General features: G+C 31.6%; 20 protein-coding genes. 17 read left to right on the top strand and 3 right to left on the bottom strand.

The window, feature by feature from the left end; translation table 11 throughout:
• Window positions 1-37 precede the first annotated feature (37 nt).
• Entirely contained in the window at window positions 38-604 is a 567-nt protein-coding gene (gene dhaS, locus B8978_RS02350) for a dihydroxyacetone kinase transcriptional activator DhaS (RefSeq protein WP_084113675.1), read from the bottom strand.
• A 248-nt stretch (window positions 605-852) separates the two neighbouring features.
• Between dhaS and B8978_RS02345 the strand changes: the two genes are divergently transcribed.
• On the top strand, window positions 853-1,932 hold the full coding sequence (locus B8978_RS02345) for an undecaprenyldiphospho-muramoylpentapeptide beta-N-acetylglucosaminyltransferase (protein WP_084113674.1): 1,080 nt from the start codon (window positions 853-855) through the stop codon (window positions 1,930-1,932).
• 156 nt (window positions 1,933-2,088) lie between these two features.
• On the opposite strand, the gene B8978_RS20330 is transcribed toward B8978_RS02345, so the two are convergent.
• Window positions 2,089-2,223, bottom strand: coding sequence for a hypothetical protein (locus B8978_RS20330; protein WP_278326652.1), 135 nt, complete (start codon window positions 2,221-2,223; stop codon window positions 2,089-2,091).
• Window positions 2,224-2,427: 204 nt separating this feature from the next.
• Here B8978_RS20330 and B8978_RS02340 point away from each other — a divergent pair, with 204 nt between their 5' ends.
• From B8978_RS02340 to B8978_RS02310, 7 genes are all read left to right on the top strand, one after another.
• Window positions 2,428-3,960: an MBL fold metallo-hydrolase RNA specificity domain-containing protein gene (locus B8978_RS02340; RefSeq protein ID WP_084113673.1), complete on the top strand. Its 1,533-nt coding sequence runs from the start codon at window positions 2,428-2,430 to the stop codon at window positions 3,958-3,960.
• Between the two features lie 156 nt (window positions 3,961-4,116).
• Window positions 4,117-4,542 carry a flavodoxin domain-containing protein gene (locus B8978_RS02335; protein ID WP_084113672.1) on the top strand — a complete coding sequence of 142 codons (426 nt, stop codon included), beginning with the start codon at window positions 4,117-4,119 and terminating at the stop codon, window positions 4,540-4,542.
• 255 nt (window positions 4,543-4,797) lie between these two features.
• Window positions 4,798-8,343 carry a pyruvate:ferredoxin (flavodoxin) oxidoreductase gene (gene nifJ / locus B8978_RS02330; protein ID WP_084113671.1) on the top strand — a complete coding sequence of 1,182 codons (3,546 nt, stop codon included), beginning with the start codon at window positions 4,798-4,800 and terminating at the stop codon, window positions 8,341-8,343.
• A gap of 161 nt (window positions 8,344-8,504) precedes the next feature.
• Window positions 8,505-12,014: a pyruvate:ferredoxin (flavodoxin) oxidoreductase gene (nifJ, locus tag B8978_RS02325; protein WP_084113670.1), complete on the top strand. Its 3,510-nt coding sequence runs from the start codon at window positions 8,505-8,507 to the stop codon at window positions 12,012-12,014.
• 309 nt (window positions 12,015-12,323) lie between these two features.
• Window positions 12,324-12,701 (top strand): DUF1292 domain-containing protein, encoded by a 378-nt coding sequence (locus B8978_RS02320; RefSeq protein ID WP_084113669.1) that lies wholly within the window; start codon window positions 12,324-12,326, stop codon window positions 12,699-12,701.
• A 112-nt stretch (window positions 12,702-12,813) separates the two neighbouring features.
• Window positions 12,814-13,455: an HAD-IB family hydrolase gene (locus B8978_RS02315; protein ID WP_084113668.1), complete on the top strand. Its 642-nt coding sequence runs from the start codon at window positions 12,814-12,816 to the stop codon at window positions 13,453-13,455.
• Between the two features lie 22 nt (window positions 13,456-13,477).
• Window positions 13,478-14,320, top strand: coding sequence for an aminotransferase class IV (locus B8978_RS02310; protein ID WP_084113667.1), 843 nt, complete (start codon window positions 13,478-13,480; stop codon window positions 14,318-14,320).
• Window positions 14,321-14,369: 49 nt separating this feature from the next.
• Here the strand turns inward: B8978_RS02310 and B8978_RS02305 are convergent, their stop codons facing one another.
• A complete protein-coding gene (locus tag B8978_RS02305) occupies window positions 14,370-15,314 on the bottom strand; it encodes an L-lactate dehydrogenase (RefSeq protein ID WP_084113666.1) in 945 nt (314 codons plus the stop codon).
• A gap of 530 nt (window positions 15,315-15,844) precedes the next feature.
• Between B8978_RS02305 and B8978_RS02300 the strand changes: the two genes are divergently transcribed.
• The 9 genes from B8978_RS02300 (at window position 15,845) to B8978_RS02260 (ending at window position 24,172) form a co-directional block, all read left to right on the top strand.
• On the top strand, window positions 15,845-17,818 hold the full coding sequence (locus B8978_RS02300) for a flagellar assembly protein A (protein WP_084113665.1): 1,974 nt from the start codon (window positions 15,845-15,847) through the stop codon (window positions 17,816-17,818).
• Window positions 17,819-17,879: 61 nt separating this feature from the next.
• Complete coding sequence (locus B8978_RS02295) at window positions 17,880-18,326, top strand: chemotaxis protein CheW (RefSeq protein WP_084113664.1); 447 nt, start codon at window positions 17,880-17,882, stop codon at window positions 18,324-18,326.
• Window positions 18,327-18,346: 20 nt separating this feature from the next.
• Window positions 18,347-18,838, top strand: coding sequence for a chemotaxis protein CheD (locus tag B8978_RS02290; RefSeq protein WP_084113663.1), 492 nt, complete (start codon window positions 18,347-18,349; stop codon window positions 18,836-18,838).
• 14 nt (window positions 18,839-18,852) lie between these two features.
• Complete coding sequence (locus B8978_RS02285) at window positions 18,853-19,917, top strand: protein-glutamate methylesterase/protein-glutamine glutaminase (RefSeq protein ID WP_084113662.1); 1,065 nt, start codon at window positions 18,853-18,855, stop codon at window positions 19,915-19,917.
• A gap of 2 nt (window positions 19,918-19,919) precedes the next feature.
• Window positions 19,920-20,687: a CheR family methyltransferase gene (locus B8978_RS02280; protein WP_084113661.1), complete on the top strand. Its 768-nt coding sequence runs from the start codon at window positions 19,920-19,922 to the stop codon at window positions 20,685-20,687.
• A gap of 12 nt (window positions 20,688-20,699) precedes the next feature.
• A complete protein-coding gene (locus tag B8978_RS02275; protein ID WP_084113660.1) occupies window positions 20,700-22,745 on the top strand; it encodes a chemotaxis protein CheA in 2,046 nt (681 codons plus the stop codon).
• A 10-nt stretch (window positions 22,746-22,755) separates the two neighbouring features.
• The gene (locus B8978_RS02270) at window positions 22,756-23,358 is read left to right on the top strand and encodes a chemotaxis protein CheC (RefSeq protein ID WP_084113659.1); all 603 of its coding nucleotides are present in this window, start codon (window positions 22,756-22,758) and stop codon (window positions 23,356-23,358) included.
• Window positions 23,359-23,374: 16 nt separating this feature from the next.
• Window positions 23,375-23,734 carry a response regulator gene (locus tag B8978_RS02265; RefSeq protein ID WP_084113658.1) on the top strand — a complete coding sequence of 120 codons (360 nt, stop codon included), beginning with the start codon at window positions 23,375-23,377 and terminating at the stop codon, window positions 23,732-23,734.
• Between the two features lie 33 nt (window positions 23,735-23,767).
• Window positions 23,768-24,172: a chemotaxis protein CheW gene (locus tag B8978_RS02260; RefSeq protein ID WP_084113657.1), complete on the top strand. Its 405-nt coding sequence runs from the start codon at window positions 23,768-23,770 to the stop codon at window positions 24,170-24,172.
• Window positions 24,173-24,176: the final 4 nt, after the last annotated feature.

Below are 24,176 nucleotides of genomic sequence, written 5' to 3'. Positions count from 1 at the left end.
GAATCCTTTCTACTTGTAAACTGTAGTACTTGAATATCTAGTTATTTTTTTTCATGTGCCTTAAAGCACCAAGCATGCTTCCATCAATGATTTCTTTAAGCTTATATACTATCACCTCAGGAGCAAGTTTCATTCCATTTTTTATCCACTGGACGGTAATGCCAACAAAGGCGTGAGTATAAAAATCTGTTATAAATTTCTTGTCAACTTCTGCAACATTCATATCTTTTGATAAATCGTTTACTACCCCTATAATAAGTTCAAAAGTAATGTTAAAAAAACATACATCAAATGCGTTTTGTCCAGGCGTATTTAAGGCATTAATATAGAAGGCTCTATTGCTTGACAGATATAATAAAGTTTTATGCATTCCAGTACTCCAATTGTCATAATTTTTATAACTACCTATATTTTCCATAACCTCGGTGCAATAAATCCAATTCACTAAATCAAATTTATCTTTAAAATGATAATAAAAAGTTTGTCTGTTAAGCCCGCAGTTGTCCACAATTTCTTGTATGGATATCTTACTTAAAGGTATTGTTTTCATCAATTCTTTTATTGACATGGCAAGTGCTTTATTTGTTATTTGAGATTCTGACATGATAATCACCTACAATTATATACTTTTTTCATGGTGCTAAGCTTGCTAGCAAAATATATATTAAATATTCTATTTACTAATTATAACAAAAAATAAAGTTTGTCACAATAATTCTATAAAAAATGTTGTTAATAATAAAAATTAAATTAACAATTGTTTAATTTGTTTTTTATTATAAATGTTCTATTGTATAAATATATTTATGTAATTATAATTATGTATGGATAGTAATTCAGGAGGTGCTTTTTTTGAAAAGACGTAAAATTATCATGACTGGTGGAGGATCAGCTGGGCATGTAACCCCAAACCTTGCATTAGTACCAAAACTTTTGGAACTAGGATATGAAGTTCAATATATTGGGACTAAGGATGGTATAGAGAGTAGCATAATTAAAGAAGCAAGAATAAAGTATCATATAATATCAAGTGGAAAACTAAGAAGATATTTTGATATAAAAAATTTCACCGATCCATTTAGAGTTATAAAGGGAGTATTTGATGCCATTAGCATTATGAGGAGAGAAAAACCAAATGTTGTTTTTTCAAAAGGTGGCTTTGTAAGTGTTCCAGTAGTAATAGCCGCACACTTTTGTAGAATTCCAGCTATTGCACATGAATCAGATATGACACCTGGACTTGCAAATAGACTTGCTGTACCATACTGCACAAAAGTTTGCGTGACATTTCCAGAATCTATAAATAATATAAAAGGAAATAAAGCTGTACTTACAGGAACTCCAATTAGAAAGGAACTGTTAAAAGGAAACAAAGATATTGGACTAGAAATATGTGGCTTTAGAAATCTATCAAAACCTGTATTGTTTGTAATTGGAGGAAGTCTTGGGGCAAGAGTAATAAATGAAACACTTAGAAGTTGCTTAGATGAAATTTTATCTAATTATAATATAATTCATATTTGTGGAAAAGGAAATATAGACAAAAACTTAGATAAAAAAAATGGATATGTACAATTTGAATATGTTTCAGAAGAACTTCCACACCTTATGAATGCTGCAGATCTAGTCATTTCAAGGGCTGGAGCTAATTCTATATTTGAACTTTTAGCACTTAGAAAACCAAATATTTTGATTCCTCTTTCAAAAAAATCTAGTAGAGGGGATCAAATATTAAATGCTCAGTCCTTTAAGAAAAATGGATACAGTTTAGTTATTGAAGAAGAACAATTAAATCCTAAATCATTAATTAAAAGTATTGATGAATTAAGTGAAAATAGAAAAAAATATATTAAGGCAATGAGCGAAAGTCCAGTAAAAAATGGAGTTGATAATATAATTGAAGTAATAGAAAAATACGGTAAAAGTTTGTAATTATGTTTTTACTTAATACAAAGAAATTGCAAAGCAAGGGCTAAAGTTTTTTACGCTACTACGTGAGTAAAAAGGTGAAAGATTGCCAGAGCGACAAGATTAAAGCATTAACGGCAATGCCGTTAATGGTGAGAGAATTTGCTTTCAGCAAAAGGGTTAGGATGATTTTTCTCCGCTGTGCTTTGAAAAATCTTTGAACTTAAATATATAATCTAAAGTATTTTGGCATTCATTTTTTTCACCGATGGTCTTTAGTGTTCGTTCATAAGTATTTGTTACAATATTAACCATAAAATGAACACCGAAGGCTTTCTTTAATCTTTTTATCTAGCTTTAGCTATGATAAAATTCTTTAGTCTTTGCTTTGCAATTTATAACTTTTATGTATTTTTCCATTGTATAGGCATTTAAGAAAATTGATATTATATTTGATATAAATAGGGATATACTATAATTAGATATATATAAACAACATTGCACTGGAGGGGATTGTAGATGGAAATCGAATTTTATGGCGCGGCTGGATGCGTTACTGGTTCTTGTCATATTTTGCATGTTAACGGGAAAAAGGTTTTATTAGATTGTGGTTTATATCAAGGAAAAGATGAAAAAGAAATTGGAAATGATGGATTTAACTTTAATCCAAAAGAAATCGATTACGTAATACTTTCTCATGCACATATAGATCATAGTGGAAGAATACCATTGTTATACAAAAAAGGTTTTAAGGGGAAAATTATTTGCACAGAAGCAACTAGAGACTTGTGTAGTGTTATGCTTTTAGATAGTGGACATATACAGGAAATGGAAGTTGAATGGAAAAATAGAAAGAGGAAAAGGCAGGGAGCGAGGCCGCTAGAACCTTTATATACATCAGCTATAGCATCATTATCTATGTATCTTTTTGAGGCTATATCATATGATAAAATTACAGAGATATTTGATGGATTTAAAGTTAGGTTTAAAGATGCAGGGCATCTTTTAGGATCGGCTTTTGTGGAGTTATTCATAAAAGAAGATGATAGAGATGAAATAAAAGTAGTTTATACAGGTGATGTTGGAAATAAAAATATTCCAATTATAAGAGATCCAAGCAAAATAGATTATGCAGATTATTTAATTATGGAAACAACATATGGAGATAGAATTCATGATACTATGAACGATCAAATTAATCAATTAGCTAATATAATAAAAGAAACTTTTGCAAGGGGAGGTAATGTTATCATTCCATCTTTTGCAGTTGGGAGAGCTCAAGAAATATTATATGAACTTGATAAGTATATTGAAAATAATGAATTTTATGATTTAAAAGTTTTTTTAGATAGTCCACTAGGAGCAGAGTCAACAAAAATATTTGAAAGACACATAAATTGTTTTGACGATGAAACAAGAAATAAATTTGAAAATGGGAACAATCCTTTAGATTTTAAAGGACTTGTTTTTACAAACTCATTGGAGGATTCATTACAGATAAACAAAATAGCTACAGGTGCTGTAGTTATCTCGGCAAGTGGAATGTGTGATGCCGGAAGAATAAAACATCATTTAAAACATAATCTTTGGAGAAATGAATGTTCAATTGTTTTCGTAGGGTATCAGGCGGAAGGTACACTGGGAAGTGCCATATTAAATGGGGCTAGGAAAGTTAAATTATTTGGTGAAGAAATAGCTGTAAATGCTCATATATATAGTCTTCAAGGCTTGTCCGGACATGCAGATAGAAATGGATTATTTCAATGGGTAAAAGCTTTTTCAAGAAAACCTAACAAAATATTTTTAGTACATGGTGAGAGTAAAGCCGAGGAAAGCTTTAAAAAACTTTTAGATGACAATGGATATGACAGCAAAATAGTTAAAATAGGGGAAATAGCAAACATAAATGATGGAACATATATGAAAAGAGAGAGTAGAAATGTTAACCTAAAGAATCAATTACTAAAATATTTAGATTCACTTGATGATATTGATGAAGTTAGCAGAGAATCAATTATTTTAAAAATTAAAGATATAATTAAAAATAGTTGAATAAAAAAATGTGTTATCAAAAATTTAGAATTACAAGAAATAGCTATTATATTTAAATTTAAATCTTGAAAAAGGCAAATTGTAGTATTATAATTAAATTGTTAAAATATTATCAATTAATATTTTAAATAATGATATAAAAGGAAGTGGGTAAGTATGAAGAAAATAGGTGTAATATATTGGAGTAACATGGGAAATGTTGAAGTATTAGCTGATCACATCTCAACCGGAGCAAAAAGTCTTGGCGCAGATGTAGAAGTAAAATTAGTTAGTGAAATCAAACCTAATGAGATTACAAAATATGACGCAGTTGCTCTTGGAAGTCCATCAATGGATAATAATAAAATAGAGCAACAAGAGATGGAACCTTTTATAAATGAAATAAGATTACTTGCGCCAAATAATATGCCAATAGTTTTATTTGGATCATACGGATGGGACGATGGTAAGTTCATGGTAGATTGGGTTCAAAGAATGAAAGATGAAAAATTTGATGTTAAGGGAAGTATCGCAGTAAAAGAAGCTCCAACAGCTAAACAACTTGAAAAGGCTGAAGAATTAGGCAAATTATTAGCTGAGTAATGTTTTAAATATAAAATTGAAGGAAAAGCTCATAAAAACAAGCATTAAATAGATATTGCTTAATAAAATGCTTTAAGCTTTATTATCAGATTTTGCAAAATTAACTCAAAAAAGAGTATATTAAGTGTTGGAAGTTTCTAAAATTTATTTTGAAAAAACTTTCACATTATAATATATATAAAAGTAGCTAAAAGTTAAAATTCTGGAGATGTTTATAACATCATTAAAGAATTGCTTCGAGGGAGGAAATTTAATATGTCAAGAGTTAAACAATCAATGGATGGTAACACAGCTGCTGCACATGTAGCATATGCTTACACTGATGTAGCTGGTATTTATCCAATTACACCATCAAGCCCAATGGCTGACAGTGTTGATATGTGGTCTGCTGCAGGTCAGGAAAATATTTTCGGTAATCAGGTTAAAGTTGTAGAGATGCAGTCTGAAGCAGGTGCTGCAGGAACTGTTCACGGTTCTCTTGCTGCAGGTGCACTTACTACTACATTTACAGCTTCACAAGGTCTTCTTTTAATGATACCAAATATGTACAAGATTGCTGGTGAAATGCTTCCTTGCGTATTTGATGTATCTGCACGTACAGTTGCATCACATTCACTTAACATTTTTGGTGACCATAGTGACGTATATGCTTGTCGTCAAACAGGTTTCGCAATGCTTGCTGAGACAAATCCTCAAGAAATCATGGACTTAAGTCCTGTTGCACATCTTGCTGCACTTGAAGGAAGAGTTCCTTTCATCAATTTCTTTGATGGATTCCGTACATCACATGAAATTCAAAAAATTGAAAAATGGGATTATTCAGATCTTAAAGAAATGTGCAATATGGATGCTGTTAAAGCTTTCCGTGAGCATGCATTAAATCCAGAACACCCAGCTATGCGTGGTTCTCATGAAAATGGAGATGTTTTCTTCCAACATCGTGAAGCATCTAACACAGCTTACAATGCATTACCAGCTGTAGTTGAAAAATACATGGCTAAAGTAAATGAAAAACTTGGTACAAACTATGACTTATTCAATTATTATGGAGCTCCAGATGCTGACCGTGTCATCATCGCAATGGGATCTATTTGTGATGTAGCTGAGGAAGTTATTGATTACTTAACAGCTGCAGGAGAAAAAGTTGGACTAGTTAAAGTTCGTTTATATCGTCCATGGGTATCTAATGGTCTTCTTAAAGTTATTCCTAAAACTGCTAAGAAAATCGCTGTTCTTGACCGTACAAAAGAGCCAGGAGCATTAGCTGATCCATTATACCTTGATGTTGCTACAACTCTTCGTGAAGCAGGACTTCATGATATTACATTAACAGCAGGACGTTATGGACTTGGTTCTAAAGATACTCCACCTTCATCAGTATTTGCTATATATACTGAACTTTTAAAAGATGCTCCTAAGTCTCGTTTTACAATTGGTATTGTAGATGATGTTACTAACTTAAGTTTACCAGAAGTTAAACCAGCTCCTATTACATCTGCACCTGGTACAGTAGAATGTAAATTTTGGGGTCTTGGTGGTGATGGTACTGTAGGTGCTAACAAGAATTCTACAAAGATTCTTGGTGATCACACAGATAAATTTATTCAAGCATATTTCCAATATGATTCTAAGAAGACTGGTGGTATAACAATATCTCATCTTCGTTTTGGAGACAAGCAAATTAAGAGCCCATATTATATAAATCAGGCTGATTTTGTTGCATGTCATAATCCTTCTTATGTAGTTAAAGGATTCAAGATGGTTCAGGATGTTAAGCCAGGCGGAATATTCATGATTAACTGTCAATGGTCAGATGAAGAACTTGATTCTAAATTAAATGCTGCTGCAAAGAAATATATTGCAGATAACAACATTCAATTATATACAATCAATGCTATTGATAAAGCAATTGAAATTGGTATGGGTAAACGTACTAACACAATTCTTCAATCTGCATTCTTCAAATTAGCAAATGTTATGCCAATTGATGATGCTGTTGGATTCATGAAAGCTGCTGCTAAGAAATCTTACGGCAAAAAAGGCGATGCAGTTGTAGAAATGAACTACAAAGCTATTGATGCTGGTGTAGATGCAGTTCATAAAGTTGAAGTTCCAGCTTCTTGGAAGAATCCAAAAGCAGATGCTCCAGCTCCAAAACTTACAGGTCGTCCAGAAACAGTTAAGATGGTTAACGATCTTATGAATCCTATCGGACTTATGGATGGTGACAATCTTCCTGTATCTGCATTCTCAGAGAATCCAGATGGACAATATGAATTAGGTGCTGCAGCATATGAAAAACGTGGTACTGCTGTATTAGTTCCAGAATGGGATCCACAAAAATGTATTCAATGTAATAATTGTGCGTTTGTATGTTCGCATGCTACAATACGTCCATTTATGCTTAGCGAAGACGAAGTAAAAGCAGCTCCTTCAAATATCAAGCTTGCTGATACTAAGCCAAAAGCTGGAGATTACAAATTTACAATGAGCGTAACTCCACTTGATTGTATGGGTTGTGGAGAATGTATTACAGTATGCCCTACAAAAGCTATTTCAATGGTACCTCAAGAAACTCAATTACATGAACAACCAGTATTTGATTACTTAGTTGCAAATGTTGGTAAGAAACCTGGAGTGCCTGCTGATACTACTGTTAAGGGTTCTCAGTTCAATCAACCACTTCTTGAGTTCTCAGGAAGCTGTGCAGGTTGTGCAGAAACATCTTATGCTCGTATACTTACACAATTATTTGGTGAACACATGTATATTTCAAATGCTACAGGTTGTTCTTCAATCTGGGGTGGTCCAGCTGCAACTTCTCCATATACAGTAAACAAAGATTCAAATAAAGGTCCAGCATGGGCTAACTCATTATTTGAAGATAATGCAGAACATGGATTTGGTATGTATCTTGGACAGAAGACTCTTCGTGACCAAGTTATAGCTAAGGTTGAGAAGGTTGCTTCTTCTGACAAAGCATCTAATGAACTTAAAGCTGCTGTTAGCAAATTTATAGAAACAAAAGAAATCACAAAAGAAAACAGTTCTACTGTTGATGTATTAGTAGCTGAACTTGAAAAATCTGCTGCTGCAGGTTGTGATCTTTCTAAAGAAATTCTTGAGAAGAAACAGTACCTTGCTAAGAAGTCAGTATGGATTCTTGGTGGAGATGGATGGGCATATGACATCGGATTCGGTGGACTTGACCATGTACTAGCTTCTGGAGAAAACGTAAATGTTATGGTATTTGATACAGAAATGTACTCTAATACAGGTGGTCAAGCTTCTAAAGCTTCTAACATCGGTGAAGTTTGTCAATTCGCTGCTGCTGGTAAAGAAGTTGGAAAGAAGAGTCTTGCTGAAATAGCTATGAGCTATGGTTACGTATATGTAGCACAAATCGCTCTTGGTGCTAATCAAGCTCAAACTCTTAAAGCTATTGCTGAAGCAGAAGCTTATAATGGACCATCATTAATCATAGGATATGCACCTTGTGAACTTCACGGAGTTAAAGGTGGAATGAACCACTGTCAAGATGAAATGAAAGCAGCTGTAAAAGCTGGATATTGGAATCTATTCTCATTCAACCCAGAACTTAAGGCTGAAGGAAAGAATCCATTTACACTTACATCTAAACCAGGTGATGGATCATATCAAGCATTCTTGAATAATGAAACACGTTATAGTCGTTTAAAACGTTCATTCCCAGATCGTGCTGAAAAATTATTCAGTGAAAACGAGAAAGCTGCAATAGAACGTTATGAACACTTATTAAAGTTAGTAGAACTTTATAAATAATAGTTGCAAAAAAGAGGAGTCACTTTATGTGGCTCTTCTTTTTTTATTTTTTCAAAACTAAAGAAAATAATTATTTACAAAATGGTTAAACTATTTAAAGTGATAATTTTTTTATAGCTAGCGCTTATAGTTAATTAAAATATGAGAAAGAAGGGGTTTACGTGAAGAAAACTAAAACAATGGATGGAAACACTGCAGCAGCTCATATATCTTATGCTTTTACTGATGTTACAGCAATCTATCCCATAACACCATCTTCACCAATGGCAGAACATGTTGATGAATGGGCAGTACAAGGAAGAAAAAATTTATTCGGTCAAACAGTTAAGGTAATGGAAATGCAATCAGAAGCAGGTGCCGCTGGTGCGGTTCATGGTTCACTTCAAGCAGGAGCTCTTACAACTACATATACAGCTTCTCAAGGATTACTTCTTATGATACCAAATATGTATAAAATGGCTGGAGAACTTTTACCCGCAGTTTTACATGTAAGTGCTAGGGCGCTAGCTACAAATGCATTAAACATATTTGGAGATCACCAAGATGTAATGGCTGCAAGACAAACAGGATTTGCCCTTCTCGCAGAAGGCAGTGTTCAAGAAGTTATGGATTTATCTGCTATTGCACATTTAGCTGCAATAAAAGGCAAAGTACCATTTGTAAACTTCTTTGATGGTTTTAGAACTTCCCATGAAATTCAAAAAGTTGAAGTTATGGATTATGAAGATTTAAGACCTTTATTAGATATGAACGCTGTTAAAGCATTTAGAAAAAATGCTTTAAATCCAGAACACCCAGTAACTAGGGGTACTGCAGAAAATCCTGATGTATACTTCCAAGGAAGAGAAGCGTCAAACAAATATTACAATGCACTTCCAGAAATAGTTGAAAACTACATGGGCGAAATAAGTAAAATAACTGGGAGAGAATATCATTTATTTAACTACTATGGAGCTGAGGATGCTGAAAGAATCATAATAGCTATGGGTTCAATCTGTGATGCAACTGAAGAAACAATAGATTATTTAAATGCTAAGGGGGAAAAAGTAGGTTTACTTAAAGTACATCTGTATAGACCTTTCTCAGTAAATCATTTCTTAAAATATATACCTAAAACTGTAAAGAAAATTGCTGTTCTTGATAGAACAAAAGAACCAGGAAGTAACGGAGAACCACTTTATCAAGATGTTGTAACTTCATTCTACAGCAGTGATATGAAGCCACTTATAGTAGGTGGAAGATATGGTTTAGGATCAAAAGATACATTGCCAAGTGATATCGTAGCTGTTTATGATAACTTAAATGAAAAATCTCCTAAAAGTGGATTTACATTATCAATCGATGATGATGTTACCTTCACTTCATTAAAAAGAGGAGAAGAAATTGATACCACTCCAGTTGGGACTACAGCTTGTAAGTTCTGGGGATTAGGATCAGATGGTACTGTTGGTGCTAATAAGAGTGCTATTAAAATAATCGGAGACCATACAGATATGTACGCTCAAGGTTATTTTGCATATGATTCTAAAAAATCTGGTGGTATAACAATGTCTCATTTAAGATTCGGTAAATCACCAATCAAGTCACCTTATTTAATAAACAAAGCGGACTTTATAGCATGTCATAACCAATCTTATGTTTATAAATATGATCTTCTTGCAGGATTAAAGGATAATGGAAGTTTCCTTCTTAACTGCATATGGGATAGAGCTGCAGTTGAAGAACATTTACCAGCTTCAATGAAGAGATTTATTGCTAGCCATAATATTAACTTCTATACATTAGATGCTGTTAAGATAGCACAAGGTATAGGTCTTGGTGGAAGAATCAATATGATTATGCAATCAGCTTTCTTCAAAATTGCAAACATTATACCAGTAGAAGATGCGGTTAAATACCTAAAAGAAGCTGTTGTAACTTCATATGGCAAAAAAGGTGAAAGAGTTGTTAAAATGAACCATGATGCTATAGATTTAGGGGTTAATGCTATAGTTAAAATAGATGTTCCAGCGAGCTGGAAAGATGCCAAAGATGAAGCAGCAGCATCAAAGAATAATCCTAAATTCATTACTGAAATGCTTGAACCAATGAATAGGCAAGAAGGAGATAAACTTCCTGTAAGTATATTTGATGGTATGGAAGATGGTACTTATCCAAATGGTACTGCTGCTTATGAAAAGAGAGGAATTGCTATCAATATTCCTGAATGGATTGTAGATAAGTGCATCCAATGTAATCAATGTTCATTTGTATGCCCACATGCTGTTATAAGACCGTTTCTATTAACAGAGGAAGAGGTTAATAATGCTCCAGAAGGTTTCACAAGCAAACCGGCTATGGGACTTAAAACTTCTGGAAAAATGAACTTTGCAATAAAGATTTCTCCACTAGATTGTACTGGATGCGGGAACTGTGCTCAGATTTGTCCAGCACCAGAAAAGGCTCTTGTTATGAAACCTGCTGAAACTCAATACAAAGAACAAACTAACTTTGAATATGCATTAAAGCTTTCACACAAAGAAAACCCAATGAACAAGACAACAGTAAAGGGTAGCCAATTTGAGAAACCTCTACTAGAATTCAGTGGTGCTTGTGCAGGTTGTGGAGAATCTCCATATGCTAAAGTTATAACTCAATTATTCGGGGACAGAATGATGATTGCTAATGCTACAGGTTGCACTTCAATCTGGGGTGGTAGCGCACCAGCAACTCCTTATACTACTAATCACAAAGGTCATGGACCAGCTTGGGCTAACTCATTATTTGAAGACAACGCTGAATTTGGAATGGGTATGTATTTAGGTGTTAAACAAATTAGAGAAAGACTTGCAGGTGCCGCTGCTAAATTAGTAGAGTCAAATGTAAGTTCACAGTTAAAAGCTGCTGCTAAAGAATGGTTAGACAATATAGATATAGCTGATGGTTCAAGGACTGCTGCTAATAAACTTATACCATTACTTGAAGCAGAAAAGAACAATGAATTTGTAGCTGAATTATTAGAAGGAAAAGAATATTTAGTTAAGAGATCTCAATGGATTTTCGGTGGAGATGGTTGGGCTTACGATATAGGTTACGGTGGTGTAGACCATGTGCTAGCATCAGGTGAAGATATAAATATATTTGTATTTGATACAGAAGTTTATTCGAATACTGGAGGCCAATCCTCAAAATCAACTCCAACAGCTGCAATAGCACAATTTGCTGCTAGTGGTAAAAGGACTAAGAAAAAAGATCTTGGCATGATGGCTATGTCTTATGGATATGTGTATGTTGCACAAATATCTATGGGTGCTGATAAAAATCAGACCATTAAAGCTATAGCTGAAGCAGAAAGTTATCCAGGTCCATCATTAATAATAGCCTATTCTCCATGCATAAACCACGGATTAAAAGCCGGCATGGGTTGTAGTCAACTTGAATCTAAGAAAGCCGTTGACTGTGGATATTGGGGGCTTTATAGATTTAACCCAGCGCTTAAACAAGAAGGAAAGAATCCATTTAGTTTAGATTCAAAAGACCCAACTGGTAACTTTAAAGAATTCTTATTAGGAGAAGTAAGATATGCTTCACTTAAGAAAGCATTCCCAGATCAAGCAGATGAATTATATGCTAAAACTGAAAGAGATGCTAAGGAGAGATTAGCAGGATACAAAGCTTTAGCTGGTAAATAGAAAATAAAAATAGAGGAGTTTTACTTCTCTATTTTTTTGTAATATAGAGAAAGTGCGAAGTACCTGGTTAAAGATTTTTACTCTGCTACGTGAGTAGAAAGATGAAAGATTGCCGAAGGCTTTCTTTAATCTTTTTATCTAGCTTTAGCTATGCTAGAATTCTTTAGTCTTTGTTTCGCAATCTCTAACTGTTACGAAAAAAAACCTTACTTTACAAAATAAAAATAAAAAAAACAAAAAAAAGCTTTTATTATTTGGAGTTTAAGGGTAGAATTATAACATAACACAAATATGGAGGTGTAAATTTATATGAGCGAAAAAGAAAATACAGTAAGCTGTGGTTGTGGTTGTGGAGAAGAACATACTCACGAACATAATCATGAAGAATGTGGCTGCGGAGAAGAACATGGACATAGCCATGGCGAATGCGATTGTGGTTGTGGAGAACATGATCATGAAGCACTTGTAGTTGAATTAGAAGATGAACATGGCAACGTAGTTCCATGTGAAGTTATAGACGGCTTTTCTTATAATGATGCAGAATTTGCATTGGTACAAAACCCACAAGATGGTTCAGTGTTTTTATTTAAAGTAGTTGGTGAAGGCGATGAGGGAGAACTCGTTGTTCCTGAAGATGAGGAATTTAAAGCGGCAACTGCTTACTATGAATCAACATTAGAAAAATAATAATATTATTAAGGAGTCGCCAAAGTTTACTAGGCGGCTCTTTAATTTTATAGTAATTGTAGTAATCTTGGAAATAATAATAATACATAATATAAAGAGGAGAAAAGATACTATGGAGAAATTAGCAATATTTGATGTTGATTATACAATAACAAAGAGAGAAACATTATTTGAATTTTTTATGTTTCTCATAAGTAAAAAGCCAAAATTAATACTGCATATTCCTAAAAGCTTTGGAGCTTCATTATTATATGCTATAAGGCTTATGACCGCAGCAGATGCTAAAAGGTACTTTATGTCATTTGTTAGAAATATACATGAGAATGAGTTAAAAGAGCTTGTGAAGGAATTTTATGATAAGAGGTTAAGTAAAATATTTTATGTGGATGCCATAGATACTATGAAAAAACTTAAAGGTGAAGGATGCAAGATATATTTAATTTCAGCTTCTGCCGAATTTTATTTGAATGAATTATATAACATTAAAGAAGTAGATAAAATTATTGGAACTAAATTTAAATTTACTGATGGGTATTATAGTGGAGAGATAATTGGAGAAAACAATAAAGGTGAAGAAAAAGTGAGAAGATTGATGGAGGTTTTAAAAGAAGAAAATATAGAGGTTGATTTTAAAAATTCATATATGTACTCAGATTCACTTTCAGATTTACCATTACTTAAACTTGTAGGACATCCGTACCTTATAAACTCTAAAAAGAAAAAAGAGAATATAGAGATATTAAATTGGAAGTAAATAAAATAATATTATATAGGGGATGCTTATTGTGGACGTTAGTTATAGAAAATACTATTTATATAATGAGGATATTAAGGAAAGCGAAAATTTTAATGATGAATTTATGTTAAAAGGTAAATCTCTTTATGAAGTTATTAGGATAATTGATGGGGTTCCAGTGTTCTTAGAAGAGCATATGAATAGATTAAATAATTCTGAAAAGCTTATGGATTTGAAACTACCTTATGGAATAGAAGAAATCAAAGAAAGAATATATAAATTGATAAAAGAAAATCATTGTGATTTGGGTAACATAAAACTAGTTTTTAATTTCTTTCATGAAAAATGTGATTTTTATGCTTATTTTTTAAAACATAATTATCCTGAAAAATCAGATTATTTAAATGGAGTAGAGACTATCTTTTTCCATGGAGAAAGAGACAATCCAAATGCTAAAGTTATAAATCTTAGTTTTAGAGACAGGGTTGATGCTAAAATAAAAGAAAAACAGGTATATGAAGCTATATTAGTCGACAGAAATGGTAATATAACAGAGGGTAGTAAGTCAAATATATTTATGATAGAAAAAAATAATGTTTTTACATCACCGATTGAAAAAGTGTTGCCAGGTATAACTAGAGATATTATTATAAAGGTTATTAAAAAATGTGGATACAGTGTAATTGAAAAAGAGTTTAATTACAAAAATATAGATAGATTAGATGGAATGTTTATTTCTGGAACATCTCCACAAGTATTGCCTATTAAATCGGTTGAAAATGTAAAATTTAATTCAGCTGACAATGAGGTTATAAAAAATATTATGGCAGGTTACGATAAGGAAATAGAAGAATACATTAGAAAGAATAAGAATAAAGAATAAAGAATAAAAATAAAGATTCTTCTGGCACCTCCAGAAGAATCTTTATTTTTTATTTTATAGTAGTGGATAGAGATTCTTTTAATTTATCTGCAGAAGATTTTAATGCATCTAATTCAGAACTAATAAGAGGAACCTCAATGATATTTTTTACTCCGGAACTTCCAACAATGCTTGGAACTCCAAGATAGATATCATTAATACCATATTGGCCATTTAATAGAGAAGAAACTGTTAATATAGAATGCTCATCTCTAAGTATTGCCTCTACAATTCTTTTTACAGCGAGTGCAACAGCATAATAAGTGGCGCCTTTTCTTTTTATTATTTCATATGCAGCATTTTTAACATCTTCATCTATGTGTAAATGTTCAATGCCGTCACATTTATTACAGTAGGATTTACAATAGTCATGTGCATTCATACCAGCAATATTTGTAAGACTCCAAGTGGCAATTTCAGAATCACCGTGTTCACCTATAATATAAGTATGAATGTTCCGTGTATCTACATTAAAATGCTCACTTAGCATATATTTAAACCTTGACGTATCAAGTACAGTTCCAGAACCTATAACTCTTTCTTTCGGAAAACCTGAAAGTTTGTATACAATATAAGTAAGTATATCAACTGGATTTGAAACAACTAATAAAATTGCATTGGGGTTATATTTTACAATTTCAGGTACTATAGAACCCATAATCTTATAATTTTTACTTATCAAATCCAATCTAGTTTCCCCAGGTTTTTGTGCGGCTCCAGCTGTTATTATTACTATATCAGAATTAGCAGTATCTTTATAGTCGCCTGATTTTATTTCCACTGGCTTAACGAAAGAAGCGCCGTGAGCAAGGTCCATTGCTTCTCCCTCAGCTTTTTCTTTATTAATGTCAACAATAACTATTTCTGTAGCGAGTCCAGAACTCATAAGTGCGAATGCTGTAGATGAACCTACAAAGCCAGCTCCGATTATTGAAATTTTAGTATTAGTTTTCATGGTAAACTACCTCCAATTTAAAATATATATTTTTGATACAATATATATTGCTTTATGTAAAAATAAGAATGTTAAAATTTTATCTATCTATATTATATATTATTTAATAACAATTATCAATGAATTTTTTCCATGGAACTAGTTTATATATGCTGCAAACATAAACATCAATTGTCATTAACATAATTTTTTGTAATAATACAGGATATTTATAAGTATAACAATATCATTTATATTATTATGTAATTTTTCATTTATATATTCATTACTCTGTTTATAAAATGGCACGTATATGATAATATTATTTAAGTCAAGGTTTTCCGTTATTTTTGGAGGGCAATTATGTTAGAGGAGATTCTGTGCCAAGTGATCGTATTTAAATTCAATTTTAATTACTCATTAAATTTCATAAAAATATTTAGAAAATATATGCAATAAGCAATAAAGTTTGTGCGACTTTTAACGATAAATTATATGGGATAGTAAGGCAATGTAACATGTATTTTATTACTATGTTAATGGGGGTATGAATGATGGGTGAAAAAATGTATAGGAGCTCATCTCTTAAGGAATGTATTGATGAGGCTTGTAAAGAACTTGGAATTAGAGAAGATGAACTGCAATATGAAATTATAGAAGAAAAGAAGTGGCTATTTAAAAAAAGTGTTTCTATTTTAGTTAAAACTATAGAAACTGAATCAAAAGAAAAGTTGAAAAATGAAGATATATTAGAGAATGAAGATATAAATTGTAAAAAACATGGGACTTTGAGAATAGAAAATGGTAAAATAATAGTAAAAGATCCAGAGGAAGATGGAGAACCAGCACTTTTAATACCATCACTTAAGGTTAAGTTAATAGTTGATGGTGAAGAAAAGAAAAGAAAAACATATGTAAAAAGTATAAATAAAATTGAAGTAATAATTGAAGAACACCCAGAACCTAAAAGAAGTATAGAAATATCAACAAGTGCAAATAATCTGGAAGCTTATGCAAAAGTTATATATAGAGAAAAAATAAAATACAAGCTTAGAGATGTCAATGAAAGTGAAAGTGTTACTTTAGATGTGGAGGAAGCTGATAGAGAGTATCCACCAACATATAAAAAAGATGAAATTATAAACATTTTGAAAGAAAATAGAATTGTATATGGAATTTTAGAGGACAATATTAAAAAATGTTGTGACATTCAAGGTGCTGAGCATCTTCTTATTGCTAAAGGACAAGAGGTTATTAATGATACAGATGATGTTTTAGAATTTAAATTTGAAATAAACGATGTGAAACCATTTAGTGAAGATAGAAATGGAACTGTGGACTTTAAAAGTATTGGTTTTGTAGATTCAGTTGAAAAGGGAAGTATACTTGCTATTAAAATTGATGGCAAAAATGGCGAAGATGGAATTGATATATATGGACATAAAATTAAGAAAAATAATGGAAAAAAAATTAATATAATAATTGGTGAAGGTTGTCTATTTCAAGATGAAAACACGGTTATTGCAGACAGAAATGGCAAACCTAAATTTTTAAACAATAAAATTTCAGTGGTTAATGTACATGAAATATCCACAGATGTAGACATAAACACGGGAAACATAAAGTTTAATGGAGATATATTAATACGTGGAGATATAAAAGAAGGAATGCTAGTTGAATCAGGAAATAGTATTGAAGTACTGAAAAACATGGAAAATTCACAAATACATGCCAAAGGAAATGTAACGGTTGCACAAAATGTTATATTTTCTACAATTTTAGCAGGTGGAGAAGACATAACAAAACTTCAAGAACTTGATATGTATACGAGCCTTAATGAAAATATTATTAAACTAATAGAGGCAACAAAACAAGTTAAAGATTACAAATTGTTAGGTGAAAAAATTTCTTATGGCGAAATAACGAAAGCTTTAATTGAAAATAAATTTAAAAAACTGCAAAACATATGCATTGAAATTTTAAAATATAAAAGCTTTGAAGAAAGTGAATTAATAGATTTAAGGAAGTTATTAAAAGATAAGCTTTTGGGATTAGGACCATTACAAATAAAAAGTTCAGATGAATTAACAGATATAAGTTTATTGCTAATTAATAATATAGATGAAATTAAAGATAGATTGGCTATGCCAGTTAGTGTTACTATTGGCTATTTACAAGATTCAACAGTTCAAAGTTCAGGAAACGTAATTATAAGTGGAAAAGGTCAATATGTTTCGAAAATTATTGCCAAGGATTATGTTAGGTTTTTACAGCCCAATAGTATAGCAAGAGGTGGAATAGTAAAGGCTAATGATGAGATTAAATGTGGAACAATAGGGAGTTTAGGTGGAGTTTCAACAAAGATAATGGTAGGAGCAAGTGGCAAAATATATGCTGAAATAGCATATCAAAATACAACTTTTGTTATAGGAAATAGGGAATATGTATTTGAAGAACCATGTAAAGAAATTCGCGCTTATTTAGATAGCAAAGGAGATATGGTAGTAGATAAGCTATTGCTTTAGTAGGTGAGAAGGTATATTAGATATAGATTTTACATTAGGATGAATTCGAGGAGGAAAGAAAATGAATGAACCTGAACTTAAAATATTAATTTTTGTTGTAGGTGGTGAATATTATGCAACAGATATTGGAGAGGTTGAGAGAATACTTGGATATGAAGATACAACAAGACTTCCAGATTCGCCTGAATTTGTAGATGGTCTTATAAATTATGAGGGGGGTATACTTCCTATTTTATCTATAGCAAAAAGATTTAAATTGAATGACCAAGAATTAACGCATGAATCAAAAATTATAGTTTCAAAACAAAACGATGGAAAATTTGGGGTAATAGTGAATTCAGTTTCTGAAGTTAAAAATGTAACAAAAGATAATATAGAAAACACACCAGCAGTAGTAAGTGGACTCTCAAAAAGATACATAAAAGGACTAATAAAACTAGATGGTAAAATAATAATATTCCTTAATCTTGCTAATATTCTAACGGAGGAAGAGAAAGCATTATTATAGAAATTTGATAGGGTGAAGATATGGAAAATGTTAAAGAGATAAGAATAGGAATAGCAGATTTAAATGTTGCGTTTCCGCCAGACAGATTAATAACTGTGGGACTTGGCTCCTGTATAGGAATAGGGCTATATGATAAAATTAATAAAATTGGTGGACTTGCACATATAATGTTGCCTGAAAGCAAACAATTTACTAATATTACAAATTCAAACAAATTTGCAGATCTTGCTATTCCTACTTTAGTAGAAATAATGATTAAAAAAGGGGCAAACTTAAAAAACATTAAGGCTAAAATTGCAGGTGGTGCATCTATGTTCAACTTTTCTGATAAAAGTATGAATATGGATATTGGAAATAGAAATGGTATAGCAGTTAGAGAAACATTAAAAAAATTGAATATACCTATAATAAGTGAAGATGTTGGTGGAAATAAAGGTAGGACTATGATTCTTGATACTACGTGCTTTGTTGTAAAAATTAGAACCGTGGGTCTAGGAGAAAAAGAATTATAATGGAGTGATGGATTTTGAAAAATATAAAGGTCTTAGTTGTTGATGATTCAGCGCTAATGAGAAAAATAATATCAGATATTTTGAATGAAGATCCAGCTATTGAAGTTATAGATACAGCTAGAAATGGTGTAGATTTATTTGAAAAATTAGCAAGAAAAAAACCTGATGTCATTACACTTGATTTAGAAATGCCATTAATGAATGGCATAGAAGTATTAAAAAAATTTAAAACGACTAACATTAACATACCTATAATAATGCTTAGTAGCCTTACTAAGGAGGGAACAAAACAAACAATGGAATCATTACATTATGGTGCCTTTGATTTTATATCAAAACCATCTGGTGTAATATCAATAGATATTAATAAAGTAGCTGATGAATTGATTTTAAAAGTTAAGAGCGCATACTCAGCCTTTTCTCTAAAAGATGGGCAAGCTAAAACACCAACAAGAAATAAAATTGATAAAACAGATTATGTAAGCAAAATCCAAAATACTTCTTTTGGGAAAATAAAAGCTGTAGTTATTGGTGCATCTACAGGAGGACCAAAGGCGTTATATAATGTGATAACTAAATTACCTAAGTTATTAGGTGTGCCGGTATTTGTAGTACAACATATGCCAGTTGGATTCACAAAAGCATTTGCAGAAAGATTAGATGCAAATAGTGAAATAAAAGTGGTAGAAGCTAGTGATGGTATTACTTATGATAACAATGTAGTTTATATAGCCCCTGGTGGTTATCATATGGAGGTTTGGAATGATGGGAAAATTCATCTTAATACAGAACCTTCAATTTGGGGAGTAAGACCTGCAGTGGATAAACTTTTTATATCAGCATCTAAAGTTTATGGACCAAGTATTGTAAGTGCAGTGCTAACGGGAATGGGTAGAGATGGAGCAGAAGGTACTTCAATTATTAAACAAAACGGAGGGTATACTATATCAGAGGCTGAATCAACATGCGTAATATATGGAATGCCTAAGATGGCGTTTGAAACTGGTGCTGTTGATTTCGTTTTACCAATTGACAAAGTAGCAGATGAAATTGTAGATATAGTAAAGGGAAGGAGATAATTATGGATTTAGAACAGTTCAAAACTTGGGTTCACAAAGAATTTGGGATTAACTTATTTGCGTATAAAGAAAATCAACTTCATAGAAGAATTCTGAGTTTAATGTCAAGAGTTGGAGTCCATGATATAGATGAGTATGTAAAATTACTTAAAACCGATTATGGACAAAGACAAAAGTTTTTGGACTTTATTACAATTAATGTAACAGAATTTTTTAGAAATCCAGAATTATTTAAAGAACTTCAAAAAGAAGTCGAAATATATTCTAGAGAGAAAAATAAAAATCTAAAAATATGGAGTGCAGCATGCTCTATTGGTGCAGAACCCTATTCGCTAGCAATAATATTAGATAGTTTAAACAATGGTAACAAAAGTTCAATAATAGCTACAGATATAGATACAACAATTTTAGAAAAAGCTAAAAAAGGCGAATACGTTTTAAGTGAAATAAAAAATGTCGAAAAAAATAATTTGGATAAGTATTTTAAAAAGAGTGATGACAAATATTTTATAGACACAAGAATTAAAAATATGGTAACATTTAAAAAGCATGATTTAATTTTAGATAATTATGAAAAAGGTTTTGATTTAATTGTATGCAGAAATGTAGTAATATATTTTAATCAAGATATTAAAGAAAAGATTTATGAAAAATTTAGTGATTCATTGAAAAAAGGTGGTTTACTATTTGTAGGGGCAACAGAAAGCATATATAATTATAAAGATTACGGTTTTGAAAAGGCTTCTACTTTTATATATAGAAAACTATAAGGAGGATAATATATGGATACTTCTCAATATTTATCTATGTTTTTGGAAGAATCAATGGACAATTTACAAACATTAAATGAGGCTTTACTTCAACTTGAGCAATCTCCAGATAATGTAGATAAATTAAATGAAATATTTAGGGTTGCACATACAATTAAAGGAATGGCTGCCACTATGGGTTTTAACAGAATGGCAGAATTAACTCATAAAATGGAAGATGTACTTTCAGAATTCAGAACTGGAGAGTTAAAGGTAACACAAGAAGTAGTAACAGTATTATTTAAATGTCTTGATACATTAGAACAAATGGTTGATGGAATATCTAATGGTAATGAAGAAGAATTACCTGTGGATGAGTTAATCAAAAAGTTAGAAGCTATATCAGAAAATGTACAAGATGGTAAAAAAGAACCGACATCAGAAGAAAAACTTCAGCCAAAAGAACCAGATATTAAAGAAGAAAAAAAAGATTCTGAAGCAATAGATCTTAATGAATATGATATAAATGTAATAAAGCAAGCCATAGAGAAAGGTTATAATGCTTTTGACATTGATATATTAATAAGTGAGAGCACACTTCTTAAGTCAGCTAGAGCTTTTTTGATATTTAAAAGCCTCGAGGAACTTGGAGAAATTATAAAATCAATACCAAGTACAGAAGACTTAGAAAATGAAAATTTTGACTTTGAAATAAAACTTGTATATGTTACGCATAAGGAAAAAGATGATGTTAAGAAATTACTTCTTGACATATCTGAAATTGACAAAGTTGAAGTTAATGAAATTGATGTGAATAAATTCAAAGCAAATTATGAAAAACCAAAAGTTAAAGTAGAGGAAGCACCAAAGACAGTGGAAGCAAAAGTTAAACCTGCAAAAGAAAAGACAAAACCAGCAGTGCAGAAAAAAGCACCAGAGCAACATAAAAAAATGCATCAATCTGTAAGAGTTGATCTTGAAAGATTAGATAAGTTTTTAAACATGGTTTCAGAACTTGTTATTAATAGGACAAGACTTGAACAAATAAGTAGTAGCTTTAAATTAACTGAATTAAATGAGACTATTGAACAGGTTGCAAGAACTACTAATGATCTACAAGATTTAGTTATGAAAATAAGAATGTTGCCACTTGATACGGTGTTCAACAGATTTCCAAGACTTATAAGAGATTTATCAGTTGAACTAGATAAAGATATGGAATTAATAATAGAGGGACAAGACACTGAATTAGATAGAACAGTAATAGATGAAATAGGAGAACCCCTAATACATCTATTAAGAAATGCTGCAGATCATGGAATAGAAGGTAAAGAAGAAAGAGCAGCAAGTGGTAAAACACTTACAGGAAAAATAAAACTAATAGCTTATCAAGAAGGAACAAAAGCTGTTATTAAAGTTCAAGATGATGGTGCTGGTATTAATGTTGAGAAAGTTAGAGCAAAAGCTGAAAAAAGTGGCATAAACACTGATGGGATGAATGAAAATGACATTAAAAATTTGATTTTTGCCCAGGGCTTTAGCACAAACGAAGTCGTTACAGATATATCTGGAAGAGGAGTAGGAATGGATGTTGTAAAAACAAAAATTTCTGCACTTGGAGGAACTGTAGATGTAATAAGTGAAGAGGGCAAAGGATCAACTTTTACAATAAAATTACCACTTACATTACAGATTATAACTGCTCTTTTAGTAAAAATAGGTGGTGAGAGTTTAGCAATCTCATTAAACTATATTGATAGTGTTATAGATTATAAGGAAGAGGATATTAAAAAGACCAATAACAAAGAAGTAATAATATATAGAGGTAATGTCCTTCCTATTGTAAGAGTAAATGAAAAACTAGGGCTTGAAAAGGCAAGTGATGGAAAAGTTTATATTGTTGTTGTTAAAGTTGGTGAAAAAATGGCAGGACTATTAGTTGATTCACTTCAAGGCCAACAGGATATTGTAATAAAACCGCTTGGCAAAACTCTTAAGAATTTAAAAGAGTATATTGGAGCAACAATACTTGGAGATGGTTTTGTAACATTGATTTTAGATGTCGCTGCCTTCGTATAGGAGGAGTTTTATGAATTATTCAAGTCTTACACCTTTACAACTTGATGCGTTAAGTGAAGTTAGTAATATAGGTGCAGGAAATGCAGCAACTGCGCTATCTCAACTTTTGAATATGAAAGTTGACATGACAGTACCAGAAGTTAATGTAATATCATTTAATGAGATTTTTACAACAATTGGCAGTGAAGAGGTTGCAGTAGGTGTAATGGTAAGGGTTCTTGGAGATACTCCAGGTAATATCTTGTTTGTATTTGAACAGGATACTGCCTTTGATGTAATAGAAACTCTTACAGGTGAAAAAGCAAAGGAAGTAAATGAGTTTGGTGCATCAGCCTTATGTGAAATTGGTAATATAATATCAAGTTCATATATGAATGCTATAAGTAAATTCACAGGATTACTTATGACACCATCTGTACCAGCATTTTCGTTTGATATGATGGGTGCAATATTATCAACGACGTTTATTGAATCAGGTCAATTTGATGATAATGTTTTGGATTTTGAAACAGAATTTTTAAGAGATGATTCAAAAAAACTTAGTGGGCATTTTTATTACATACCAATGCCTGGGTCACTTGAAAAAATATTAAATACACTAGGAATAAATTAGTTTGGAGGTTGAAAAAATGGCAAGAGTATTAATTGTTGACGATGCTGCTTTTATGAGAATGATGATTAAGGATATATTAGAGAAAAATGGGTTTGAAATAGTAGGGGAAGCAAGCAATGGTATTAAAGCAGTAGAATTGTATAAAAAAGAAAAACCTGATGTGGTTACAATGGACATAACAATGCCTGATATGGATGGAATTGAAGCTGTAAAGGCTATAAAAGAGTTTGATCCAGCTGCTAAGGTAATCATGTGTAGTGCCATGGGACAACAAACAATGGTAATGGATGCAATTAAAGCTGGGGCTAGAGATTTTATCGTTAAGCCTTTTCAAGCAGATAGAGTTCTTGAAGCTATAACAAAAGTTGTTGGCTAAATCACTATATTAAGTTTATTGGGGGTGAAAAGTATGCAAGTAGTTATTTTCAAATTAAAAGACGAACAATTTGCGGTGGAAACTTCAGGAGTACAGACAATAAGCGAAGCTATGACTATCACAAAAGTTCCTAACTCACCAAAATATGTGAAGGGACTTATAAATTTAAGAGGTAGTGTATTATCAATGCTTGATTTAAATTTACTTTTAGAAATTGGTGAAAATAGCTCACAGCAGCAGAGTACTATAATATTAAAACTAGAAGAAGAACTTGTAGGAGTTTCAGTAGATGAAGTAGATGAAGTTTTGGATGTTGATGAAGACATTATTGAAAACATTGAAAATGAAAATAGAAAATCATATGAAAAAGGTGTTATAAATTTCAAAGATAGAATAGTTACATTTATTGATATCGATAAACTTATAACAGCAGTTTAAGGAA

The sequence above is a fragment of the Clostridium acidisoli DSM 12555 genome (assembly GCF_900176305.1).
Lineage (GTDB): Bacteria > Bacillota > Clostridia > Clostridiales > Clostridiaceae > Clostridium_I > Clostridium_I acidisoli.
Note: the sequence above shows the minus strand (reverse complement) of the source record. Positions and strands in the feature narration are given on the sequence as shown.